This window comes from Marinobacterium rhizophilum DSM 18822 (assembly GCF_000378045.1).
Taxonomy (GTDB): domain Bacteria; phylum Pseudomonadota; class Gammaproteobacteria; order Pseudomonadales; family Balneatricaceae; genus Marinobacterium_A; species Marinobacterium_A rhizophilum.
Genome location: NZ_KB899093.1, coordinates 161,440 through 183,339 on the forward strand (window position 1 = coordinate 161,440; position 21,900 = coordinate 183,339).

Sequence of the window (21,900 nt, forward strand, 5' to 3'; positions counted from 1 at the left end):
GCGTTGGGCCCTCAAGGCGGGTCATTCATAGGTAGCATCATGCGAATTCTGATTGTTGAAGATGACCTGACCCTGGCTGAGGCCATCAGCCGGCGGCTGCTCAAGCAGGGCCATGCCGCCGATGTCGCCCTCGATGGCACGAAGGCTGACAACATCCTCAGGCATCAGACGTTTGACCTGATCATTCTGGACCTGAACCTGCCGGGGCTCGGCGGTGAGCAGGTGCTGTCGTTGTTGCGCCAGCGCCGCAGCACCACGCCGGTGCTGGTGCTGACTGCACGGGGCCAGATCGAAGACCGCATCAGCCTGCTGGATCTGGGGGCTGACGATTACCTCACCAAACCCTTCGACTTTGGTGAGCTGGAGGCGCGCAGCCGCGCTCTGCTGCGTCGCAGTCAGGGGCAGGCGCAGGACAAGCTCAGTATCGGCAACACCGAACTTGACCGTCACGCCTGTGTGGTGACCGTCGATGGCGAGGTGGTGGCGCTGAAACAGCGCGAGTTTCGCCTGCTGGAAATCTTCATGGCCCACACCGGGCGGGTTTTGAGCAAGGAAGAGTTGCTCGATCATCTGTATAACTTCGATGAGACGCCGGGCCCTAATGCCATCGAGCTCTATGTGGGGCGCCTGCGCAAGAAGCTGCCGCATAGCTCGGTTCAGATACGCACGCTCAGGGGTCTTGGTTATGTGGTTGAAAATACGCCGGCCTGATGTGTCGCGCTGGTCAATCCGGCGCAAGCTGCTGTGCATGACCAGCGTACTGCTGATCGCCGTGTCGCTGCTGGGTGTGCGTGCGTCCCAGACCTATGCCCAGCGCTCCGCACAGCTGTCCTACGACCGGCTGCTCACCGGAGCGGCGCTGCAGATTGCCGAACAGATTTCGCTGCGACAGGGCAAGGTTGAGGCGGACCTGCCCCGTGCCGCCTTTGAAACCCTGGCGCTGGCGCCGGATGACCGGGTCTACTACCGCATTCTGGGACCCGATGACGAGCATATTACCGGTTACGACGACCTGCCCTCTGCCCCCGCTACCCGGGTTCGTCACGCTGGCCCCGCCGATGATGATACTTTCAGGAAAGTGTTCTTTGATGCCCCGTATCGTGGTGAAGCGGTGCGTTTTGTCATGCTGGAGCGACTGCTGACCGAAACTGATTTCAGCGGCTATATCCAGATTCAGATTGGCCAGACGACTCTTGCCCGCACCAGTCTGGCAAACGAAATCAGCCTGCGAGCGCTGCAGCTGATTGCGTTGCTGTTTATCGTGGCGCTGTTGCTGGTATCGCTGGGCATCTGGATGACCCTGCGCCCGCTGGAGCGCTTGAATAGCGCACTGGCACGGCGCTCATCGGTGGACCTGAGCCCGCTGGATCTGGCGGTGCCGCGGGAGATTTCCAAGCTGGTGGGTACCATTAATCATTTCATGCAGCAGCTGGGCGGTACGCTGGATGGGCTGCAGCGGTTAACCAGCGAGGCGGCACACCAGATACGCACGCCTCTGGCGGGCCTCAGATCCCAGGCGCAGAACGCGCTGGACGAAGAGGATGCCGGTTTGCGGCAAAGACAACTGAACCGGGTGCTGGAGTCGGCGGATCGCCTGAGTGATACGGTGAATCAGCTGCTCAGTCAGGCGGTGCTGGCCCATCGTCTGCGCAGTCAGCAGATGGAGCCCGTGGCACTGGACCAACTGGTGCGCGAGTTGTGCCGCCAACTGGCATTGCCGGCACTGGAGCAGGGGGTAGAGCTGGCCTACGACGGCGACGACGCGGTGCTGTTGCAGGGCAATGCCTTTGCGTTGCGCCAGATGGTGCAAAATATTCTGGAAAACGCCATACGTTACAGCAATCCGGGGAGCGAGGTTCAGGTGCGGCTGGAACAGGACGAGCGGTATATCAGCCTGGCGGTAGCGGATCAGGGCCCTGGCATTCCGGATGCCGAGAAGCCACTGGTGTTCGAGCGGTTTTATCGCAGCCCCAATAATCTCCGCTCCGGTTCGGGCCTTGGACTTGCCATCGCCAAGGACGTCGCCAGCTATCACCGCGCGTCCCTGAAGCTGACCGATAATCAACCCGCGGGCCTGGTTGTTACTGTCCGTTTTCACCGCAGGAGGGCCCTGTGATGCGGCTTTCAAGGTTGCTGATTGGGCTGTTGCCTGGCCTGTTGCTGAGCGCGACCGCGACGGCGCTGCAGGCCGAAACACTCTGGGCACTTCCCGCTAAAGGTACTCAAGCCACGGTGCTGCAGATTCATGGAGGGGCCGATTTTGTGGCCATTGCGCCGGTACTGGAGGCCTATCAACGGAAGTACCCGTCGATAAGAGTGGATTATCACGAGTTCGGCACTCGGGAACTGTATAACCGTTTCCTCGCCGACTTGCCGAAAACGCCGGATCTGGTGATGAGTTCGGCCATGGACCTGCAGTTCAAACTGGTCAACGATGGCTATGCCCAGCCCTACCGTTCGGCCGAGACTCAGGCGCTGCCCGACTGGGCCCGCTGGCGCAATGAGATCTTTGGCATTACCTATGAACCGGCGGTGATGGTGATCAACAGTGGTTTTCTGGATAACGAAACGCTGCCCTCGAGCCGCGCAGAACTTATTGACCTGATCCGGCGCAAGGGGGATCAGGTGCGCGGGCGGATTGGCACCTTTGATATTGAAACCGTGGGTATTGGCTATCTGGTCTGGTCCCACGACAACCTGCGCACCGCCAGCAACGGTCGTCTGCTGGAGTCCTTCAGCCTGCATGACACCCAGCTGTTTTCAAGCAGCGCAGCCATGCTGCAGCAGCTGGCACTGGGCAACATTGTAATTGCCTACAACGTGCTGGGCTCATACGCCCATGCCTGGGCCAGGAAATACCCGGTGCTCAGCGTAGTCTTGCCCAGCGATTACACCACCGTGATCATGCGCAGTGCCTTTATCCCGAAAGCTTCCGGGAATGCCGTGGACGCGCAGCGTTTTCTCGATTTCATGCTGTCGCTGCAGGGCCAGCAGATACTGGCGGACAAATCGAGCCTCTATCCCATTCGCGACGAAGTATCTGGCGAAACCAGTGCCCAGAATCTGCGCTTGTCTTACAGTAGTCCGCTGCGCCCGATACCGCTGGGCGTATCGCTGCTGGTGCAGACCGATGCCATGAAGCGCAGTCTGATTCTGGATGAATGGCGCCGGGCCTTCAGGGTGCCCAATGGGCCAGGTGCATCGGCCGCAGAAGATCAGTAGTCCTGCAGGGGGCGGCCATCGAAATCGGCGATCCGCAGCACGGTGGCGCTATTGTCGAGGATGAACACCTGATCGAGCGGAACATAGCGGCTCAGGCCGTTTTTGGCCCGGAACCGAAGCCTGACGCGATACTCCTTGCGGGAGCTGAAATCCTGTTTGTCGATCTTTATTACCTTCAGCACGGGGCCCCATTCGATCACCTCAAGTGAGCCGGGGTTGTGGAGGTTGGTGTTCAGGTAAGCGGCGACCGGCTGTACCGAGGCATCCGCGGGGCTATTGCTCACCGCATCGAAGGTGCTGCCTGGCTCGACTTTAAAGGTGAGCCCTTTTTCCATGTTCCGAACCAGAGCGTCAACCTGGCGGTCGACGCTGGATTTCGGCTGCGCTGCAGCGCTTGAGTCAGCTGACTCCACGACGACGGGCATGGTCCGGCGGTAGACCTGTCCGGCCAGCCTTTGCATGAGCCGGTCGTACGCGTTCTGCGGCGTTGCGGCCTCGTCCTGGCCTTGCGTCCTGGGTTGTTGCAGGCTCCGGGACGCCGGCGCTTCGGCCGGGCGCTGTTGTTCCTCGGCGAGGCGGCGTTGCGCCCGCTCCTCGGCGGAGAGGCGATGTTCGATCTGCTGTTCCTGTACCGGGCAGGGCAGGCTGGAGAAACTGAGCCGGCCATCCGGCCCCTGGCACTTGTAGATGCCGGCCTGCGCCTCGAAGGCCAGCATCCACATCAGGGCAGGAATCAGTGCAGACACCAGACGACAGCGTTGCATGACGGGAATCCAGTTTTACAGCTATTAAACAGTGTAGATCGCCCAAAGGTGGAGCGGCCACTGCGAACGTCGTCACGCAGCCGTCGAACACCTCTCGCCCAGGCCCTATGCAGGCCGCATAGGCACATGAGCCAGAAGTCGTGCTGACGCTTTCATATCTTAAATCGAACCAATCCGCTGTTTTAGGGATGCGGGGCCGAAGGGGCCAGGTCGGGGGCATCCTGTGCCCGGACTGAGAAAAGCCGGTCGAAGGGTGTCAGACCAAATGCGCAGGAGAGTTTGTAACCGGACAGCTCTTTCGAGGGCACCAGTAAATGGTCCCTTCGTGCCAGGCGTTTGATCTTGTCGTTCAGCTCGCTGATGTCCCGGTAGATCTCTTCCGCACTGGCCCGGCTCATGTGGCGTGACACGGATTCAAACCGGTACCCGGTACTGTGACGATGGTTAAATACCCAGCACAGGAAATCCTCGTTGATCTCGCGAATCAGCTGATCGAGGCTCTGGTGAGCGAGGAAATCTACCGGTGGCTCGATCAGCAGTTTCACGGTGTTGGTATCCGTGAGCTGGATCAGCTGGAGTTGCTCCAGCGTCCGCAGGTATCGATAGAGGACCTGATCGGTGAGCTGGTGGATCGCCTGGATTCTGGCGGGGGCGTAGCGGTTCAGGAGCAGCAGGAAGACCGAGAGCAGGGAGCGATTGGCGGAGAGGGCCTGGGACTGCCTGACGCTCAGCCGGTTGGGCGGGGAGAGATTCTGCTCGGCCGCTTCGATCAGCTCCTGCAGTTGCAGGTCAGCGGCGCGGCAAATGGCGCTCAGGCGGCTGAGCTTGCAGTCCTGCTCGGCAAATATCCGCTTAATGGTGATTTCCGACACCTCCAGCCGTTTTGCGATGTCGGCGTAGGTCAGCCCGCGGGCCTTGAGTGCGGTCTTCAAGCGGGAGAACAGTTCCTTTGACATGGTCCGATACCGATAGCCGTTAAATAGTATCTGTATAAGATACCCTTGTTGTTTTTAGTATCAAGCGCCTCGGTGTGACGCTAGGGTTGAAGGGACCCAAGACAGCAATGGAGGCTTATCCATGAAGAAAACACTGACGGCTTTAACCCTGGCGCTGGTGACATCCGGTGTTGCCCAGGCGGACCCCCTGGTGATATGGCAACAATCCGGATTCGATCAGCCGGAATCGGTGGTGTCGGATGACGAAGGGGGCTTTCTGTACGTTTCCAACATCCACGGCCAGCCTGCCGAAAAGGACGGTGTGGGGTACATTTCAAAATTGTCGATTGATGGCGAGCTGATCGAGAAACACTGGGTGGACAAGTTGAATGCCCCCAAAGGCATGGGGGTTCACGGTGGGCACTTGTTTGTGACGGATGTTGACCGTTTCCTGGTCATCGATCTGGCCAGCGGAGACATTGTGGAGCAGTTCTCTCCACCCCGGGCCCAGTTTCTCAACGACGTGACTGTCAACGACAACGGCGACGTGTACGTGTCCGACATGATGGGAAATACCATCTACCGCTACGATGGGCAGGCATTGACGCTCTGGCTCGAGGACAAGCGCCTGATGCATCCCAATGGCCTGTTGGTGGATGGCGATGCTTTGTTGGTCGCAAGCTGGGGAGCGCCGATTGCCGCTGACTTCAGCACTGAGGTGGCCGGCAGCCTGATCCGTATCGACCTGCAGGACAAGACACTGGTGCAGGTGGCTGGCGGCGAAATGCTGGGCAACCTGGATGGGGTAGTGCGCATCGGGGATCAGCTGCTGGTCAATGACTGGATGAACGGTCACCTGTTCCGTCTCTCTGCGAACGGTGAGCAGACTCTCGTTGCAGAGCTTGACCCGGGTGTCGCCGACATCGGTGCCGCGGGGGAGGTGCTTTACCTGCCCTACATGTTTGGTGGCGAGGTAAGGGCGGTTCAGGTGCCCTGATTCCGGCGACGGGATCGCCAAAAGCCGCAACGTCCTCCGAGCGTTGCGGCTTTTTTGTGGGTCGCTTCTGTGGTTCAGAGGTTCACGGAGGGGGAGGGCTTTCTGTTTGAGCCCTCGGGCAGGGCCTGCCAACCCGAAGCCTTGGCAGCCTTCTCAAGTGCCGGGTCGCCGGGGATGTAGCGGGCATGCCCGGTCATGCTCAGCATCGGGATATCAGAGTGGTGATCGCCCACGGCCCAGCTTTCGGCAAGATCGATGCCGTGACGCCTTGGGGTTTCCTGGGCGTCAGAGCATTCAAGCGCCCGGTTGTTGTGACTGCTGTTTTGCGAGCGGCGGCGGTGCCGCCGGTCAGCAGCGTGCGCACGCCGGATGCCAGCATCGGCAGGGAGAAGACTAGGCTTTTCAGCATGCCGATGGAGAAGAACATGAAGGCGGCGATGACGGTGCTGAAGGCAAATTGCCACTGCATGTTCGCGTCCGGTACCAGGAAAGGCACCAGCGGCATGGTGCCGACAAACAGGAAGGCGCAAAAGGTGGCAAAGGCCGACTTCCAGGGCTTTGGGCTGACTTTCTGCAGGCCGTATTCTTCTGTCAGCATGGTGTCGATCCACAGGCTTCGGTCCTGGCTGATGGTGCGTACGATCTCCTCCAGAATGTCCCCTTCAAACCCTTTGTGCTTAAAAATCTGGCGTATTTCTTCGCGCTACCTATCGGGTACGGTATCGATATGGTGCTGCTCGGTACGGCGAATGTCGTCGTTGAATTCCCGCGCCGCCTTGATGGATTCGTAATTGCTGATAGCCATGCTGAAGCCATCGGCAACCAGGTTGGCCAGTCCCAGCACCAGCGCCACCGCCGAGGGGAAGCCGGCACCAACCGCGCCGCAGACCACCGCGAAGGTGGTCACGCACCCGACAAGCACCCGCTGTACGGCGCCGGGGTCTTGGATATTGCACACGAAGGTGGCAGCAGTGCGCCAGTGGGCGATTATATCGCCGCGGTAACTCGACAACCCGGTCTGCGGCACTTAGGCTGTATTGCCGTTAACGCAGCCCCAACTGGAGTGGGGGCGTAGCGGATGTCCTCGCCGCGGATTGTGGCCTGGGGAGTTCAGCCGTGAAGTCAGCAGGGATGTTGCATGCACAAGTCGGACGTTGAGCGCCGTTACTGGCTGATCGAGTTGATCGCCTACTGGGAAGGTCGCGTGGCCACGACCCACCTGTGCCAGTTTTTCGGCATTGGCCGCCAGCAGGCCAGCAAGGATATCGGCGGCTACAAAGAGGCCTTCCCGCGCAATCTTCATTACGACGCCCGCAGCAAGGGCTATGTGCCTACGCCGGATTTTCAGCGCCGGCATATCAATGGCGACGTGACCGAGTTCCTCAGCTGGATGACGGGCATGCGTGCCCACGCCACACCACAAAGCACCTCCTGCCAGCTGCCTCACCTGGCGCTGGCCCATCCGCCGCGCACCGTGACCCCCGAACTGATGCGCCCGCTGCTGCAGGCCATCCGCCAGCAGCGACGCGTAGAGACAGACTACGTATCGGTCAGTAACCCCAGCCGTGACGGGCGCATCATCGCGCCCCATACCTTTGTCAGCACCGGGCTGCGCTGGCACCTGCGCGCCTACTGCGAAAAGAGCCAGGACTACCGGGATTTTGTCCTCAGCCGCTTTCGCGGCACCCCCGAACTGCTGGATCGCTCGGCGTATTCCAGTGCCGACGACCGGGCCTGGAACACCGAAGTCTGCCTGCGCCTGCAGCCCGACCCGCGCCTGAGCGACGCCAAGAAGGATGCCCTGATGCACGACTACGGCATGCACAACGGCGAGCTGTGCCTGCCGACCCGCGCCGCCCTGGCCCACTACCTGCTGTTGGAAATGCAGGTGAATATCAAGATGCTCGACGGCAACCCCGAAGCCCAGCAGCTGATCCTAGTGAACTTGGACGAAATCAGGCCCTGGCTGTTCAGCTGAGGCCGCGGGCCCGGCGCTGGACCTGTCGCCTCAGGCGACCTGTTTATTTTTGCAGGATTGGCGGGGCGGGAAAGATCATGGAAGGTAAGGGCAGCACTAACGGAGGTGAGAGATGGATGACTTGAGCCCAAGTGATTTGAAAAGCGTTTTGCATTCCAAGCGCGCGAATTTGTATTACCTCCAGCACTGCCGGGTCCTGGTAAACGGCGGCCGGGTTGAATATGTCACCGACGAGGGTAAGCGCTCTCTTTACTGGAACATCCCTATCGCCAATACCACCTGCATGTTACTGGGCACCGGTACTTCGGTCACCCAGGCGGCGATGCGGGAGCTGGCCAAAGCCGGCGTGCTGGTGGGTTTTTGCGGGGGTGGCGGCACGCCACTGTTCAGCGCAAACGAAGTGGATGTCGAAGTGGCCTGGCTCACGCCACAAAGCGAGTATCGCCCCACAGAGTATTTGCAGCTGTGGGTGCGTTTCTGGTTTGCAGATGAATTGCGGCTGGAGGCGGCCAAGCTTTTTCAGTACGCACGTTTAAGTTGCCTGCAGCACCTTTGGCTGGATAGCCGGGCTCTGCATGACAGTGGATTTGTCCCTTCTGCCGATGTGTTGATGTCATTGCTGGAGCATACGCGCCTTGGGATTGAGCAGGCAGGTGATACGACGAGTCTTCTGTTGCAGGAAGCCAGGCTAACGAAGGAGCTTTTCAAACTGGCGGCACGCACCATGAAGTACGGCGATTTCATCAGAGCGAAGCGGGGTAATGGCACTGATCCGGCCAATCGCTTTCTCGATCATGGGAATTACCTTGCGTACGGACTGGGAGCAACCGCGACCTGGGTGTTGGGGTTGCCCCATGGGCTAGCGGTGTTACACGGGAAAACCCGACGCGGTGGTCTGGTGTTCGATGTTGCCGACCTGGTGAAGGATGCCGTTATTTTACCGCAGGCTTTTATCTCAGCGATGGCGGGGCATGAGGAGCAGGAGTTTCGGCAGGCCTGTATTGAAAGCCTGACCCGTACACAAGCACTCGATTTCATGATTGATACTCTCAAAGATGTGGCCACAGTGCTGGGAGCGCGCGCCAGTTGAATATCATGCTGATCTCCCAGTGCAACAAGAATGCCCTGGCAGAAACCCGGCGCATTCTGGACCAGTTCGCAGAGCGACGGGGTGAACGTACCTGGCAAACAGCCATCACCCAGCAGGGCCTGACCACGCTACACAAGCTTCTGCGTAAAACAGCCCGTAAAAATACCGCGGTTGCCTGTCATTGGATTCGTGGCAAGGATCATAGCGAGATGATTTGGATTGTGGGTGATGCCCGGCGCTTCAACATGCAGGGCGCAACCCCAACCAATACGACCGAGCGGGATATCCTGCGCCGTGGTGATGAAAACGACTGGCACAGCGCCGAAGAAGTACGCCTTTTGGCGTCAATTGCCGGGTTGTTTCATGACTTTGGCAAGGCCAATCTGGCATTTCAGAAAAAGCTGACCAGCCGTAAACCGGTTGCCGATGCCCACCGTCATGAGTGGGTGTCGCTTCGCCTTTTTCAGGCTTTTGTCGGCACCGACAGCGACGAGCGCTGGCTGCAGCGGCTGGTGGACGGTTCGGCGACAAACAACGGGGCCTGGAAGGAGTCGCTGCTATGCGATGGCTCGGGCCGCCCCCTGCCCAGCCCGTTTAAAACGCTTCCACCGCTGGCGCAGGCGGTGGGCTGGCTGATCGTGAGTCATCATCGCCTGCCGTCGCAAATGATAGGTGCCCCTGTTGTTTTGCCGGCACTGAAGCATCTCCCGCTGAGTATCGAAGCCCATTGGTGCGGCACCCGGTCTGATGCGGATGAAAAGGCGATAAAAGCCTGTTGGACCTTCAGCAAGGGCCTGCCGTTTAACAGCCAGCACTGGTGTGAACACGCCGCCAGGATAGCGCGAGCCCTGCAGCGACATTTCGGGTTAAAGGATGAAGATGCGGCAACGCGATTAGCCGGCTGGCAATGTGATGCCTACCGGCTGCATTTGTCGCGCCTGGCGCTGATGCTGGCCGATCACTATTACTCCAGCCTGCCCAGTCATGCACTGTACGGCGACAAGGACTATCCCTTGATCGCCAATACGGATCGCGAAACCGGCGCGCCCAAACAGAGACTAGACGAACATCTTATCGGCGTTGAAGTGAATGCCGGGCGTATTGTGCGGGCATTGCCACGTATGGCCGGACAGTTGCCGCGTATCGCGCGTCATAAGGGCTTTCGGCAGCGCAGCAAAATAACCGCTTTTCGCTGGCAGGACCGTGCCTTTGATCTGGCCGAGAGCTTGCAGGAACGAAGTGCCCAGCAGGGCTTCTTCGGCATCAACATGGCGTCCACCGGCTGCGGCAAGACACTGGCCAATGGCCGTATCATGTACGCGCTTGCCAATCCGCAGCAGGGGGCACGTTTCTGCATTGCGCTGGGATTGCGCACGCTGACCTTGCAAACCGGTGATGCCTATCGGGAACGCCTTGGGCTGGGTGCGGAAGACTTGGCCGTACTGGTCGGTGGCGGTGCAGCCCGGCAACTGCATGAGATGCAACAGGCAGAATCGGTACTTGCCGGACATGGCTCTGAATCCAGTGGCGATTTGTTACCGGATAATCAGTATGTGCACTTTGAAGGCAGCCTGGAAGATGGGCCCCTGAATCGCTGGCTGGGGACGAATCGGGATGCACAGAAACTGTTGAATGCCCCCATTCTGGCCTGCACCATTGATCATCTGATTCCGGCTTGTGAAAGCACCCGCGGTGGTCATCAGATCGCCCCGATGCTGCGACTCATGAGTTCTGATCTGGTACTGGATGAACCCGATGATTTCGGTATCGAAGACCTGCCGGCCCTGACGCGGCTGGTGCACTGGGCAGGGCTGCTGGGGAGCCGTGTCCTGTTGTCCTCAGCAACTTTGCCTCCGGCACTGGTGCAGGGGTTGTTTCATGCCTACCTGGAAGGGCGGCGAATTTATCAGCAAAACCGGGGTGTGCCGGGTCAGGCACTGAACGTACCCTGTGCCTGGTTCGATGAGTTTGGCGTCAGTATGAGTGACCATGCCGAGGGCCAGGACTTTTTGCGTTTACACAGGGCGTTTGTGGAAAAGCGCTTGAATCATCTAGGCCGCGAGAAGGCGCGTCGGCGGGCCTTTATTCAACCTCTGACTATCGCCCCGGGCCAGTCACGCGAGCAACTGTGTAGTCAACTGGCGTTGTTGTTGCAGCAGCAAGTACAGGTTTTGCACACCCATAATCATGAGGCAGATCCAGTCAGTGGCAAGCGGGTCAGCTTTGGCTTGATTCGCATGGCCAACATCGATCCATTGGTTCAGGTGGCACAAGCGTTTTGTGCGCAAGGTGCACCGCAAGGCAGCCGCGTTCATCTGTGTGTCTATCACTCACAGCACCCGCTGCTGGTGCGCTCGGGTATCGAACGACGCCTGGACAATCTGCTTAACCGCAAGAAGCCCATGGCGTTGTTTGACGATACCGAGCTGCGGCAAGTACTGGACGAAAATCCCGAGCAAAATCAGATCTTCGTGGTATTGGCGACGGCCGTAGCTGAAGTGGGTCGTGATCATGATTACGACTGGAGCATCGTGGAACCTTCGTCCATGCGTTCCATTATCCAGCTGGCCGGGCGTATACGTCGTCACCGGCCAGAGGTTTGGGACCTTCCCAATCTCTGCGTGCTGGATACCAATATCCGCCATCTGGAACAGGGGCTTACGAAACCCGCGTACTGCCGACCCGGATTTGAAAGCAAGGAGTTCCCGCTGGATTCGCACCACTTGAACGAACTGCTGACGACTGAACAGATCTCGATCATCGATGCCGCGTCACGCATCAGGGAACGCGATGAACTGCATCCGCGCAGCAATCTGGTCGATCTGGAACATACCAGGCTGAGTGATTTGATGTTGGGGGCGGCGGGCACCACAAGGCAGACAGCACTGCCGGTAACCGCCTGCTGGACGACCCCGGCGATGCTCAGTGGTGAGTTGCAACGCAAACAGCGATTTCGTGATGACCCATTGGGTCGCCAGCGCTTTGGGCTGCTGCCCGATGACGAAGGTGTGATTGGCTTTTATCGTATTGATGAGGGCCGACCGATCCTGGATGGCACACGGCTGCATCCGATCAAGCTGCAACTGGGTGATCGGATCGCATTCTGGGGGGAACCTGATTACGAAGAGGCGTTGGAGTCCCTTTGCGAAAGGTTGGGGCTGGAAGCTTTGGACTGTGCACGGCGCTTTGGGATTGTTGACTTGCCGGGCAAGGATGGAGCGCAGGAGTGGTCTTACCATCCGGCGCTGGGTTTTAGCCGATTCAGGCAAAACAGATAGGGAAGGGGAGGTGAACTATGGATGATATTAACAGACTGCATACATCTCGAAAGACACAGCTACAGGCAGTCATCAACGGCTTCTTGCAGGAGCGTCTTCAGGTCAAGCTGGAAAAACTAAAAGATGGTGCTCAGGATGAGCGTCAAAAATTGCTTGAAAAGTATCAGCCCGATACCTGGATTCCCGATGCGGCGAAGCGCGTTGGCCAAATCCAGCAGGTGACCCACGCGATCAAGTTTACCCATCCTGATGCCAGGGGGAGCAGCTTTAATCAGCCCGGGAATCCTGCTGCTGGCGATCTGCTGGTTGGCACCCAGAGCCTGGGGGCGGATGTGGCCGGTGATGTGGTTGGAAATGCGGCGGCGCTGGATGTGTACAAGTTCCTGCGACTACAGGTGAATGGACAAACCCTGTTGGAGCTGGCCAGTCATCAGGATTCAGAATTGCAGGCGGCTTTCTCCGACGATGCCGAGCAGGCACAAAGCTGGATGGCCGCGTTTGCCGGCCTGGTGCAATCCAAAGGCCAGGCCTCGTCACACAAGCTGGCCAAGCAGCTCTATTGGCCGCTCGCGGGCGGGAACTATCATCTGCTGGCGCCGCTATTCCCGACGGCGCTCGTCCATCGTGCCTGGCAAACGATTCGTGAAGATCGATTTTCTGATACCGCCAAGGCTGCACGGGCAGCACGCCGGGCGGGTGAGTCTTACTCGACGGGGTATCGGGAATATCCGGATCTGGCGATTCAGAATTTTGGTGGCACCAAGCCGCAGAATATCAGCCAGCTAAACAGCGAGCGTTTTGGCGAAAACTACCTGTTGCGCTCCGTGCCGCCCAACTGGCGGTCCGATCCGCTACCGGTGCCTCTGTATATCGAGAGTGTTTTTGAACGCCTTTTCAGCGGCCGTACGCGGGTACGCGAGCTGGGCGGTGCCCTGGCCAAATTTCTGCGCCGCGCCAGCACGGCAAACAATTTGCGTATCCGTGAAACGCGCGCTGGGCTGGTGGGCGATCTTTGCAATGAGCTGCTATTGCTTGCCGCCGAACTGCAGGCTCTGCCAGCCGGCTGGAGTCGGCATCAGGACTGCCGCCTGAACAGTGACGAACAGTGTTGGCTCGATCCGCAGCGCGCCGGCCTGGATGCCGACTTTGCTGCCGAGCGCAGTCGTGGGGAGTGGCAACTGGGCATCAGTCGACGCTTCGGCAACTGGCTGAATGCTCGCTTGAACAAGGCGGAACTTTCGATGGGGCAGGCTGAGGCACAGGCATGGCAATCGGTTGTTGAACAGGAACTACGCATGATCCGAATGGAGCTGGAAGCCGATGACTGAACTGAATGCTGTACTCATGCTGCCTCGCTTGCAGGTGCAAAATGCCAATGCCATCTCCGGTCCTTTAAGCTGGGGGTTTCCTTCACCCACCGCCTTCACCGGTTTTGCTCATGCGCTGGAGCGGCGCTTTCGCGCAGAACTGCAGGAGGGTTTTGCCGGAATTGGTATCGTCTGTCATCGCTTTGAACCCCAGGTCTACAGGCCTGCCGGTAAACGCACCCAGGTATTCAGCCTGACCCGCAACCCACTGGACAGGGAAAAGACCGCCGCTATCGTTGAAGAGGGCAGGGCTCACCTGGAAGTCAGCCTGCTTATCGGTATCAAGGATTATAAAACGGATAACGAAGGCGTCTGTTTTGCCGAGGATGTCATGGATGCCGTACAGGGCATGCGGCTGGCAGGCGGGAGCATCCTGCCGCAGCGCCGGGGCAAACGTTACGCCGGCCAGTGGTTGCCCTGGGCCTCTGATCTGGAAGGGCAGGCCGAGGGTTTTCAGAAACTGCGCCGTCGTCTATTGCCGGGCTTCGCACTGGTGCAGCGTGAAGACCGCCTGAGTGAACGGCTGTTGCAAATGCGCGAGCACATGCCAGACGCCAGTGCGCTGGATGCATTGATGGACCTGTGCAGGCTGAATATCGAGCCCGACATTCCCGATCCCGACAACCCTGAAGCAATGCACTGGGGCATTCGCAAGACTGCGGGCTGGCTGGCACCGGTGCCGGTGGGGTATGGCGCGCTGTCGCCTCTGTATGGCGCAGGTGAAGTTGCCAATGCCCGTGACGAGAATACGCCCTTTCGTTTTGTCGAAAGCCTTTACTCGCTTGGCGAGTGGATTGGCCCACACCGGTTATCCACCCTGGAACAGCTGTTTTGGCATACCAGCGCCGATACCGAAAGCGGCATCTATCGCTGTATCAATCACTACTCTGATTCGTTAACTGTTGCCACGTCTGGCATTGCATAAGGAACATGAACCATGGCCAATAATGATCTGAAAACCGCGTCTGTACTGGCATTTGAGCGCAAGCTGGATCCGTCTGATGCCCTGTTTAGTGCAGGCAACTGGAATGACCGGCAAAACGGCGCAAACTGGGAGCCGGTGAGCGTGCGGGAAAAATCCGTGCGCGGGACTATCTCCAATCGATTGAAAACAAAGGATCAGGATCCGGGCAAACTGGATGCCTCTATCCAGTCACCCAACCTGCAAACAGTGGACGTAGCGACCTTGCCGAACACAGCCGATACGTTACGGGTGCGTTTTACCCTGCGCGTGCTGGGTGGGGCCGGGACTCCCTCTGCCTGTAATAACGCCGATTATCAGCAGAAGCTGCAGGCCACGGTGCAGAACTACAGTGACAATGTCGGCTTTGCGGAATTGGCGAAACGCTATGCCTGCAACCTGGCGAATGGTCGTTTCCTGTGGCGCAACCGTATTGGGGCCGAACAGGTTGAGGTGCAGATCCGGCATTTGCAACGCGGCGAAGCCGCAGAACTGGGTACTTTTGATGCCCATAGCCTGTCACTGCGCAAGTTTGACGAACCGGACAACGCCAAGGCGCCGTTGGCGGCACTGGCCCAAGCCATTGAAAGCGGGCTGTCGGGTGAAGGCTATGTATTGCTGGACGTGATCGCCTATGCACGAATGGGAGACGGCCAGGAAGTGTACCCGTCGCAGGAACTGATTCTGGATCGCGGCGACAAGAAGGGGCAGAAAAGTAAAACCCTTTACACAGTGGGTGATGTGGCCGCCATGCACAGCCAGAAGATCGGCAACGCACTGCGTACGATCGATACCTGGTATCCGGATGAAAACGGCCTGGGGCCCATTGCTGTCGAACCTTATGGATCGGTGACATCGCAGGGCAAGGCGTACCGGCAGCCCAAGCAAAAGGCCGATTTTTACAATCTGCTCGATAGCTGGGTACTAAAGGATCAGACCCCGAGTGAAGGCGATCAACATTTCGTGATGGCCACGTTGGTGCGAGGTGGAGTCTTCGGCGAGAAGGACAGCTAAGCCATGGATTATTACATCGACATCCATTTACGGCCGGATCCGGAGTTTGGCGCCAGCCTGCTTCTGGGGGCGCTGTTTAACAAATTGCACCGTGCCCTGGTCGAACTTGAAAGCAACCATATTGGTATCAGCTTTCCGGCCCATGCGACTCGCCCACGAACGATGGGCGACCATGTTCGCATTCATGGCCGGGAGGGCGCATTGCAAGGCTTGATGGACATGAACTGGCTGAAGGGGATGCGGGATCACGTTTCGGTGGGTGGAGTGTCGGTCATTCCGGATCAGCATCACTACCGCGTGGTCCGCCGCGTACAGCCAAAGTCGAACGCAGATCGAATTCGCCGGCGATACATGAAACGGCATCAGGTATCGGCAGAGCAAGCGCAGGAAACGATCCCTGATACTGTCGTCAAGCCGGTCGAACAGCCGTATGTCTCGATTCGGAGTCAAAGCACGGGTCAGGCTTTTTGCCTGTTCATTGAGCATCTTCCACTGCAGGAAAAACCGGTGAAGGGGGATTTCAGCAGTTACGGTTTAAGTGCCACGGCAACGATCCCTTGGTTTTAACCCTTTTTTTAGACAAATAATTGCTGCTTTATAAATCAAAAGGTTAGGCTCAGCCCAAACGGAAGGGGGTTGAGCCATATTTGCCTTTCCGCTCTTTAATAATCAGTGGATTACATGCAACATCAGCTAGTTCGCTGCCGCACAGGCAGCTCAGAAAATTCAATCGCCGCGCCGTCCGCTGGGCCTGATGTTCGCTGCCGCACAGGCAGCTCAGAAATTTTGTATCGTTGAGAACGTCATATCCTGGCCGTTCGCTGCCGCACAGGCAGCTCAGAAAAAGCCCAGCAATATAGCCCTGTTCGTTACCACGTTCGCTGCCGCACAGGCAGCTCAGAAAAGTACAGCCACCAGAAAATCATGCTGCCAGCCGTTCGCTGCCGCACAGGCAGCTCAGAAACAGCCATGCCGGCGAACTCCCAGGACTTCGAAGTTCGCTGCCGCACAGGCAGCTCAGAAAGGCGACAGCATCAAGCTCTACCCGGGCTGCGAGTTCGCTGCCGCACAGGCAGCTCAGAAACAAAACGAGGCTAGTAACTTCTCTGACGGGGTGTTCGCTGCCGCACAGGCAGCTCAGAAATGTTGGGGATGGTAGCACCATTGGCGATGCGTGTTCGCTGCCGCACAGGCAGCTCAGAAATCGTCCATCAGGGCGCGGCCCTGACCGATACGGTTCGCTGCCGCACAGGCAGCTCAGAAAGTGGAATCCAGCTAATACCGATGGCTCGGAAAGTTCGCTGCCGCACAGGCAGCTCAGAAAAACAGGGCCTTGGCCGCAGTAACCTTCAGCAGGTTCGCTGCCGCACAGGCAGCTCAGAAACGGTTGAGATTCGCGCGGGTGGGGGTCCGAATGTTCGCTGCCGCACAGGCAGCTCAGAAAGTGAAATACGGCGGCATCACTGAGGCGCTGGAGTTCGCTGCCGCACAGGCAGCTCAGAAAACCTGGGGCAACGGGTATTCATTCATCCGCTAGTTCGCTGCCGCACAGGCAGCTCAGAAAATCACAACTTTGATTGCATCGCGCAGGGCAGCGTTCGCTGCCGCACAGGCAGCTCAGAAATTTTTGTACAGCAGGTGGCTTAACTCTTTCTCGTTCGCTGCCGCACAGGCAGCTCAGAAAATGCGGCCCATACCGGCGACGCCCTTCTTCTGGTTCGCTGCCGCACAGGCAGCTCAGAAAATCAGCATCATAGAACTGCAGGAAGCACTCACGTTCGCTGCCGCACAGGCAGCTCAGAAAAGGCGGGTGAGCAGGGGCGAACAGATGCTTACGTTCGCTGCCGCACAGGCAGCTCAGAAACACAGGGGACGCTTGGGCATAGCCAGCATTAAGTTCGCTGCCGCACAGGCAGCTCAGAAAAACAGCACAAACGGATGCGCGCTCAACTTCGGGTTCGCTGCCGCACAGGCAGCTCAGAAAGGGCAGCGTCGAGTTTGTGTGGAACGGCAAGAGTTCGCTGCCGCACAGGCAGCTCAGAAAAGGTACGGCTTGCCTTCATGCTTAACTTCCGTGTTCGCTGCCGCACAGGCAGCTCAGAAAGTATCGGCCGCCACGCGCGTCACTGATACACAGTTCGCTGCCGCACAGGCAGCTCAGAAAATGAGCGGCCTTGTATCGCGCCGGTTCCAGCAGTTCGCTGCCGCACAGGCAGCTCAGAAAATCAACTGCAGCACAGCGGTGTCCAGCTGCTTGTTCGCTGCCGCACAGGCAGCTCAGAAAAACTACACCAGCGCGGCCAGCCTCTGGTCTCGGTTCGCTGCCGCACAGGCAGCTCAGAAACTGCTGCTGAAGAGAAAGCAGGTGATGAAAAAGTTCGCTGCCGCACAGGCAGCTCAGAAAAGTATATCGAAATGGTTGAGCCACGGTGTAGCGTTCGCTGCCGCACAGGCAGCTCAGAAACTCAAGGATCTTCGCTTCTTCCATATCCGCGAGTTCGCTGCCGCACAGGCAGCTCAGAAAAAAAAGATAATTCAGCCCGGGGGTTTAAACCCGTTCGCTGCCGCACAGGCAGCTCAGAAAAGCGTGGTAAGTTCGCCTGCTGCGGAGACTGTGTTCGCTGCCGCACAGGCAGCTCAGAAATGGGTGATGTAGTTGGGGAAGCGCTCGCAATCGTTCGCTGCCGCACAGGCAGCTCAGAAATGCTCGCCGGTGCCATTGATAACGATGGTGTGGTTCGCTGCCGCACAGGCAGCTCAGAAATGGGGCACGTTACGTGCCCGCACTGTGGCAATGTTCGCTGCCGCACAGGCAGCTCAGAAAAGGATGGCCGAAGAGAATAGCAAGGCCGGTGAGTTCGCTGCCGCACAGGCAGCTCAGAAAATAGCGCGCTGCGGATGCGCAAAGATTGCAGAGTTCGCTGCCGCACAGGCAGCTCAGAAATTCCATAGTGATTGCAAAAGGTGTTCCAGACAGTTCGCTGCCGCACAGGCAGCTCAGAAAATGGGCGCCCACTACGGCTACGTGAAGCGCACGTTCGCTGCCGCACAGGCAGCTCAGAAAGCTTCCGGAACACCTTCAACGCCGTCAACAAGGTTCGCTGCCGCACAGGCAGCTCAGAAAGTCTGGATATATAACGTCATGCGTCGCCATCCGTTCGCTGCCGCACAGGCAGCTCAGAAAATCAGCCCCACTGAACTGCAGCTGGATTTCACGTTCGCTGCCGCACAGGCAGCTCAGAAATTGATATCGTTGGTCCAGCCCAGGATATCGAAGTTCGCTGCCGCACAGGCAGCTCAGAAAACTACGCAAGACATCGTTAGAAGCGTCTGGGGGTTCGCTGCCGCACAGGCAGCTCAGAAAGGAAGACACGCTGATGCGGGATCTGCAGGTGGGTTCGCTGCCGCACAGGCAGCTCAGAAAGCCAGTAATTCGGCCCAGGACGCAACAGGACGGTTCGCTGCCGCACAGGCAGCTCAGAAAACAGACGCCGCCGTGATCAGCCTTATCGGGGTGTTCGCTGCCGCACAGGCAGCTCAGAAAATAAGATTACCCCCAAAAGTTGGTTGACCCAAGTTCGCTGCCGCACAGGCAGCTCAGAAATCATTCGGGCGACGCAAGAAATATATTAACTTGTTCGCTGCCGCACAGGCAGCTCAGAAAGTGAGGACGAGTCCGGCATTCCTTATGGCGTCGTTCGCTGCCGCACAGGCAGCTCAGAAAAGCGGCACGGAGGACAGCCGTGGGAATGCGGTGTTCGCTGCCGCACAGGCAGCTCAGAAATACAGTCTGGTTGGGGTTCGCCCGGTTGAGATGTTCGCTGCCGCACAGGCAGCTCAGAAAGGTAAATGTGTACTACGTCTGGGGCGGCATTAAGTTCGCTGCCGCACAGGCAGCTCAGAAAGGATAGCGCGGCCGTTATCCAGCTTCATCACCGTTCGCTGCCGCACAGGCAGCTCAGAAATACGTGCCGTTCTGGGGCTTCCGTGAAGACGAGTTCGCTGCCGCACAGGCAGCTCAGAAAGAAAGGATGCCGACAGGGCTGTTTACCGGGCGGTTCGCTGCCGCACAGGCAGCTCAGAAATCCCGGAGCTCGCAAGCAGCCTTGGAAAGGTAGTTCGCTGCCGCACAGGCAGCTCAGAAAGTCCCGATGCCGTGGTCAAACTGACCGGCTAAGTTCGCTGCCGCACAGGCAGCTCAGAAAGGATTGAAGGTGTCGATTCTTACACCGGTTCGGTTCGCTGCCGCACAGGCAGCTCAGAAACAAAACCGTCCCCAGTGTCTCCAGGCGCTCTTGTTCGCTGCCGCACAGGCAGCTCAGAAATGCTGCGCGCTCGCACCTATGACAGCTATGAAGTTCGCTGCCGCACAGGCAGCTCAGAAAAACAGAACAGAGGATTAACCATGGCCCTGTCAGTTCGCTGCCGCACAGGCAGCTCAGAAAATGGCGTTCCTGGAAGCGATGAGTCAGGAAGTGTTCGCTGCCGCACAGGCAGCTCAGAAAATCGATGAGCGGCTGCTAAAGCTGTCCACCGAGTTCGCTGCCGCACAGGCAGCTCAGAAAAGCATCAGCGCCAGTTTCTGGTCATAGGGCAGGTTCGCTGCCGCACAGGCAGCTCAGAAAAGGAAGGCCTGCGCTGATTCGTTATTGGCAATGTTCGCTGCCGCACAGGCAGCTCAGAAAAAGCAGATTGCCGAGGCGTGCGGGCTGACGCCGTTCGCTGCCGCACAGGCAGCTCAGAAAGGGCATCTTCCGCACCGGCGGCCTGGAAATCCGTTCGCTGCCGCACAGGCAGCTCAGAAATGGTACAGATCCAGCACCAGGCAGCTGCAATAGTTCGCTGCCGCACAAGCAGCTCAGAAACCAGTGCCGTCGAACCGCCCATACGTCTTCGTGTTCGCTGCCGCACAGGCAGCTCAGAAAAAGCGAGGCCAGCAGTTTGCGCATTGCTTCGTGTTCGCTGCCGCGCAGGCAGCTCAGAAATCAAGCCAAGCACCAGTGAGGTGTCGATCAAAGTTCGCTGCCGCACAGGCAGCTCAGAAAGTGAAAGTGTGCACTGTACTTATCAGCGTTCCCCACGACCGTGGGTATGAACCGTTCGCGCAGGGGACTGCGCTCCTACACGGCGGGCGTACTCCGCACCCGTGGGGATAAGCCGATCACCCGGTCGCAGGATGGTCGCAGATCGATGCGTTCCCCGTGACTGTGGGGATAAACCGAACGTGATCGCCATGCAGAATGCGTTTGATTCACGTTCCCCACGACCGTGGGGATGAACCGATCGCGCAGGGGACTGCGCTCCTACACGCACGGTGGGCGCTCCCCGCACCCGTGGGGATAAACCGGTCCACAGCGGGGCTGTGTCGGGTGCAAAGGGCGTATCCCGCTAGCGCAGCGGCAAGTCCCATCTCCATGGCGTTAGGCCTCAACCTTCGGTTGCGTCGACGGTTTTGGTCATCAGCGCCCGTCGCGCCTCACGCGGGCGCGGGGATAAACCGTTTCGGAATAGAAGTTCTTCGACCGTAGCGAAGCGTTCCCCGCGACGCTGCGGGGATGAACCGCCTGTTCGCCCGGAGACCGGGCTCCCACAAAGGTGTTCCCCACGGCGGGGATAAACCGGCATTCGCGGCGGGGCGCCGCTCCTACGGGTGGTGTTCGCTGCGACGGCGGGGACAGGTCGTTTATCTATGGAGTCACCCCTCAACCCTCTGCCGCGTCGACGGTTTTGGTCATCAGCACCCATTCGCCGCCATGCAGGCAGCCGGGGTAGGACACGACGGGCAGGGTGTGGATGCTGCTGAATCCGGTGGAGGCATAGAGCTGGATCGCGGCGTGGTTTTCGGAGGCCACGATCAGGCTCATCAGGGTGCAGTTGTTTTCGCGGGACTGGCGGGAGGCATCGGCCATCAGGCGGCGCGCGACACCCTGGCCGCGGCAGTTTTCGTGGGTGGCGATGGCATTGATGTACCAGCTTCCCGGTACCCGGGCTTCCAGCGTGACCAGGGGCCGGATCAGCTCCGGGTATTGGGTAATGTCGCCGACCTCGTACGGGTCCGGTAGCCGGTACGACAGCAGCATCCCCAGTACGCGGCCGTCGTCGCTACAGACCCGGGCATGGGTGTAGCTGAATCCGCCCTCGGTGCGCGCGGCGCGGCGGGCACCGGCCTCCAGCGGTGTTTCCGAGTCCTCTGTCATGTCCTGCCACAGGTAGGCGGGCATGCCTTCGCCGGCCAGGTTGATCAGCAGCGCCAGCTCCTGAGCGTCTTCGGGGGTCGCATTTCTGATATCCATT

At 58.9% G+C, this 21,900-nt stretch carries 14 protein-coding genes, 1 pseudogene and 1 CRISPR repeat array; of the genes and pseudogenes, 11 read left to right on the top strand and 4 right to left on the bottom strand.

From position 1 onward, the window contains the following. Nucleotides 1–39 precede the first annotated feature (39 nt). Genes F451_RS0106965 through F451_RS0106975 form a run of 3 tightly spaced genes read left to right on the top strand, consistent with a single transcriptional unit; the run spans nucleotide 40 to nucleotide 3,222 of the window. A complete protein-coding gene (locus F451_RS0106965; RefSeq protein WP_020680637.1) occupies nucleotides 40–711 on the top strand; it encodes a response regulator transcription factor in 672 nt (223 codons plus the stop codon). Continuing rightward, the gene (locus F451_RS0106970; protein ID WP_020680638.1) at nucleotides 686–2,116 is read left to right on the top strand and encodes a sensor histidine kinase; all 1,431 of its coding nucleotides are present in this window, start codon (nucleotides 686–688) and stop codon (nucleotides 2,114–2,116) included. Before F451_RS0106965 ends, F451_RS0106970 begins: the two co-directional genes overlap by 26 nt. Next, nucleotides 2,116–3,222, top strand: a complete 1,107-nt coding sequence (locus tag F451_RS0106975; protein ID WP_020680639.1) for an ABC transporter substrate-binding protein — start codon at nucleotides 2,116–2,118, stop codon at nucleotides 3,220–3,222. Before F451_RS0106970 ends, F451_RS0106975 begins: the two co-directional genes overlap by 1 nt. On the opposite strand, the gene F451_RS0106980 is transcribed toward F451_RS0106975, so the two are convergent. Together F451_RS0106980 and F451_RS0106985 are read right to left on the bottom strand one after the other, a co-directional pair. Next, on the bottom strand, nucleotides 3,216–3,986 hold the full coding sequence (locus F451_RS0106980) for a DUF4124 domain-containing protein (RefSeq protein WP_020680640.1): 771 nt from the start codon (nucleotides 3,984–3,986) through the stop codon (nucleotides 3,216–3,218). The genes F451_RS0106975 and F451_RS0106980 overlap by 7 nt on opposite strands. A 182-nt stretch (nucleotides 3,987–4,168) precedes the next feature. Beyond that, complete coding sequence (locus tag F451_RS0106985) at nucleotides 4,169–4,942, bottom strand: helix-turn-helix domain-containing protein (protein WP_020680641.1); 774 nt, start codon at nucleotides 4,940–4,942, stop codon at nucleotides 4,169–4,171. 121 nt (nucleotides 4,943–5,063) lie between these two features. Here F451_RS0106985 and F451_RS0106990 point away from each other — a divergent pair, with 121 nt between their 5' ends. Next, entirely contained in the window at nucleotides 5,064–5,918 is an 855-nt protein-coding gene (locus F451_RS0106990) for an SMP-30/gluconolactonase/LRE family protein (RefSeq protein WP_020680642.1), read from the top strand. Between the two features lie 199 nt (nucleotides 5,919–6,117). Here the strand turns inward: F451_RS0106990 and F451_RS26615 are convergent. Continuing rightward, nucleotides 6,118–6,945, bottom strand: a pseudogene (locus tag F451_RS26615) (VIT1/CCC1 transporter family protein). Nucleotides 6,946–7,056: 111 nt separating this feature from the next. On the opposite strand from F451_RS26615, the gene F451_RS0107000 reads away from it, so the two are divergent. The 7 genes from F451_RS0107000 (at nucleotide 7,057) to cas6f (ending at nucleotide 16,173) form a co-directional block, all read left to right on the top strand. After that, a complete protein-coding gene (locus F451_RS0107000; protein ID WP_020680645.1) occupies nucleotides 7,057–7,896 on the top strand; it encodes a helix-turn-helix transcriptional regulator in 840 nt (279 codons plus the stop codon). A 112-nt stretch (nucleotides 7,897–8,008) separates the two neighbouring features. Next, nucleotides 8,009–8,986, top strand: a complete 978-nt coding sequence (gene cas1f / locus F451_RS0107005; RefSeq protein WP_020680646.1) for a type I-F CRISPR-associated endonuclease Cas1f — start codon at nucleotides 8,009–8,011, stop codon at nucleotides 8,984–8,986. A 5-nt stretch (nucleotides 8,987–8,991) separates the two neighbouring features. Further along, nucleotides 8,992–12,264 carry a type I-F CRISPR-associated helicase Cas3f gene (gene cas3f / locus F451_RS0107010; RefSeq protein WP_240476455.1) on the top strand — a complete coding sequence of 1,091 codons (3,273 nt, stop codon included), beginning with the start codon at nucleotides 8,992–8,994 and terminating at the stop codon, nucleotides 12,262–12,264. Nucleotides 12,265–12,281: 17 nt separating this feature from the next. Next, nucleotides 12,282–13,592, top strand: coding sequence for a type I-F CRISPR-associated protein Csy1 (gene csy1 / locus F451_RS0107015; RefSeq protein WP_020680648.1), 1,311 nt, complete (start codon nucleotides 12,282–12,284; stop codon nucleotides 13,590–13,592). Next, nucleotides 13,585–14,556, top strand: a complete 972-nt coding sequence (gene csy2, locus F451_RS0107020) for a type I-F CRISPR-associated protein Csy2 (protein ID WP_020680649.1) — start codon at nucleotides 13,585–13,587, stop codon at nucleotides 14,554–14,556. Before csy1 ends, csy2 begins: the two co-directional genes overlap by 8 nt. A gap of 12 nt (nucleotides 14,557–14,568) precedes the next feature. Continuing rightward, nucleotides 14,569–15,606, top strand: a complete 1,038-nt coding sequence (gene csy3 / locus F451_RS0107025) for a type I-F CRISPR-associated protein Csy3 (RefSeq protein WP_020680650.1) — start codon at nucleotides 14,569–14,571, stop codon at nucleotides 15,604–15,606. A gap of 3 nt (nucleotides 15,607–15,609) precedes the next feature. Further along, nucleotides 15,610–16,173 (top strand): type I-F CRISPR-associated endoribonuclease Cas6/Csy4, encoded by a 564-nt coding sequence (cas6f, locus tag F451_RS0107030; protein WP_020680651.1) that lies wholly within the window; start codon nucleotides 15,610–15,612, stop codon nucleotides 16,171–16,173. Between the two features lie 129 nt (nucleotides 16,174–16,302). After that, nucleotides 16,303–20,651: a CRISPR direct-repeat array (repeat unit 28 nt; unit sequence GTTCGCTGCCGCACAGGCAGCTCAGAAA). A gap of 657 nt (nucleotides 20,652–21,308) precedes the next feature. Here the strand turns inward: cas6f and F451_RS0107035 are convergent. Further along, entirely contained in the window at nucleotides 21,309–21,899 is a 591-nt protein-coding gene (locus tag F451_RS0107035; RefSeq protein WP_020680652.1) for a GNAT family N-acetyltransferase, read from the bottom strand. Nucleotide 21,900: the final 1 nt, after the last annotated feature.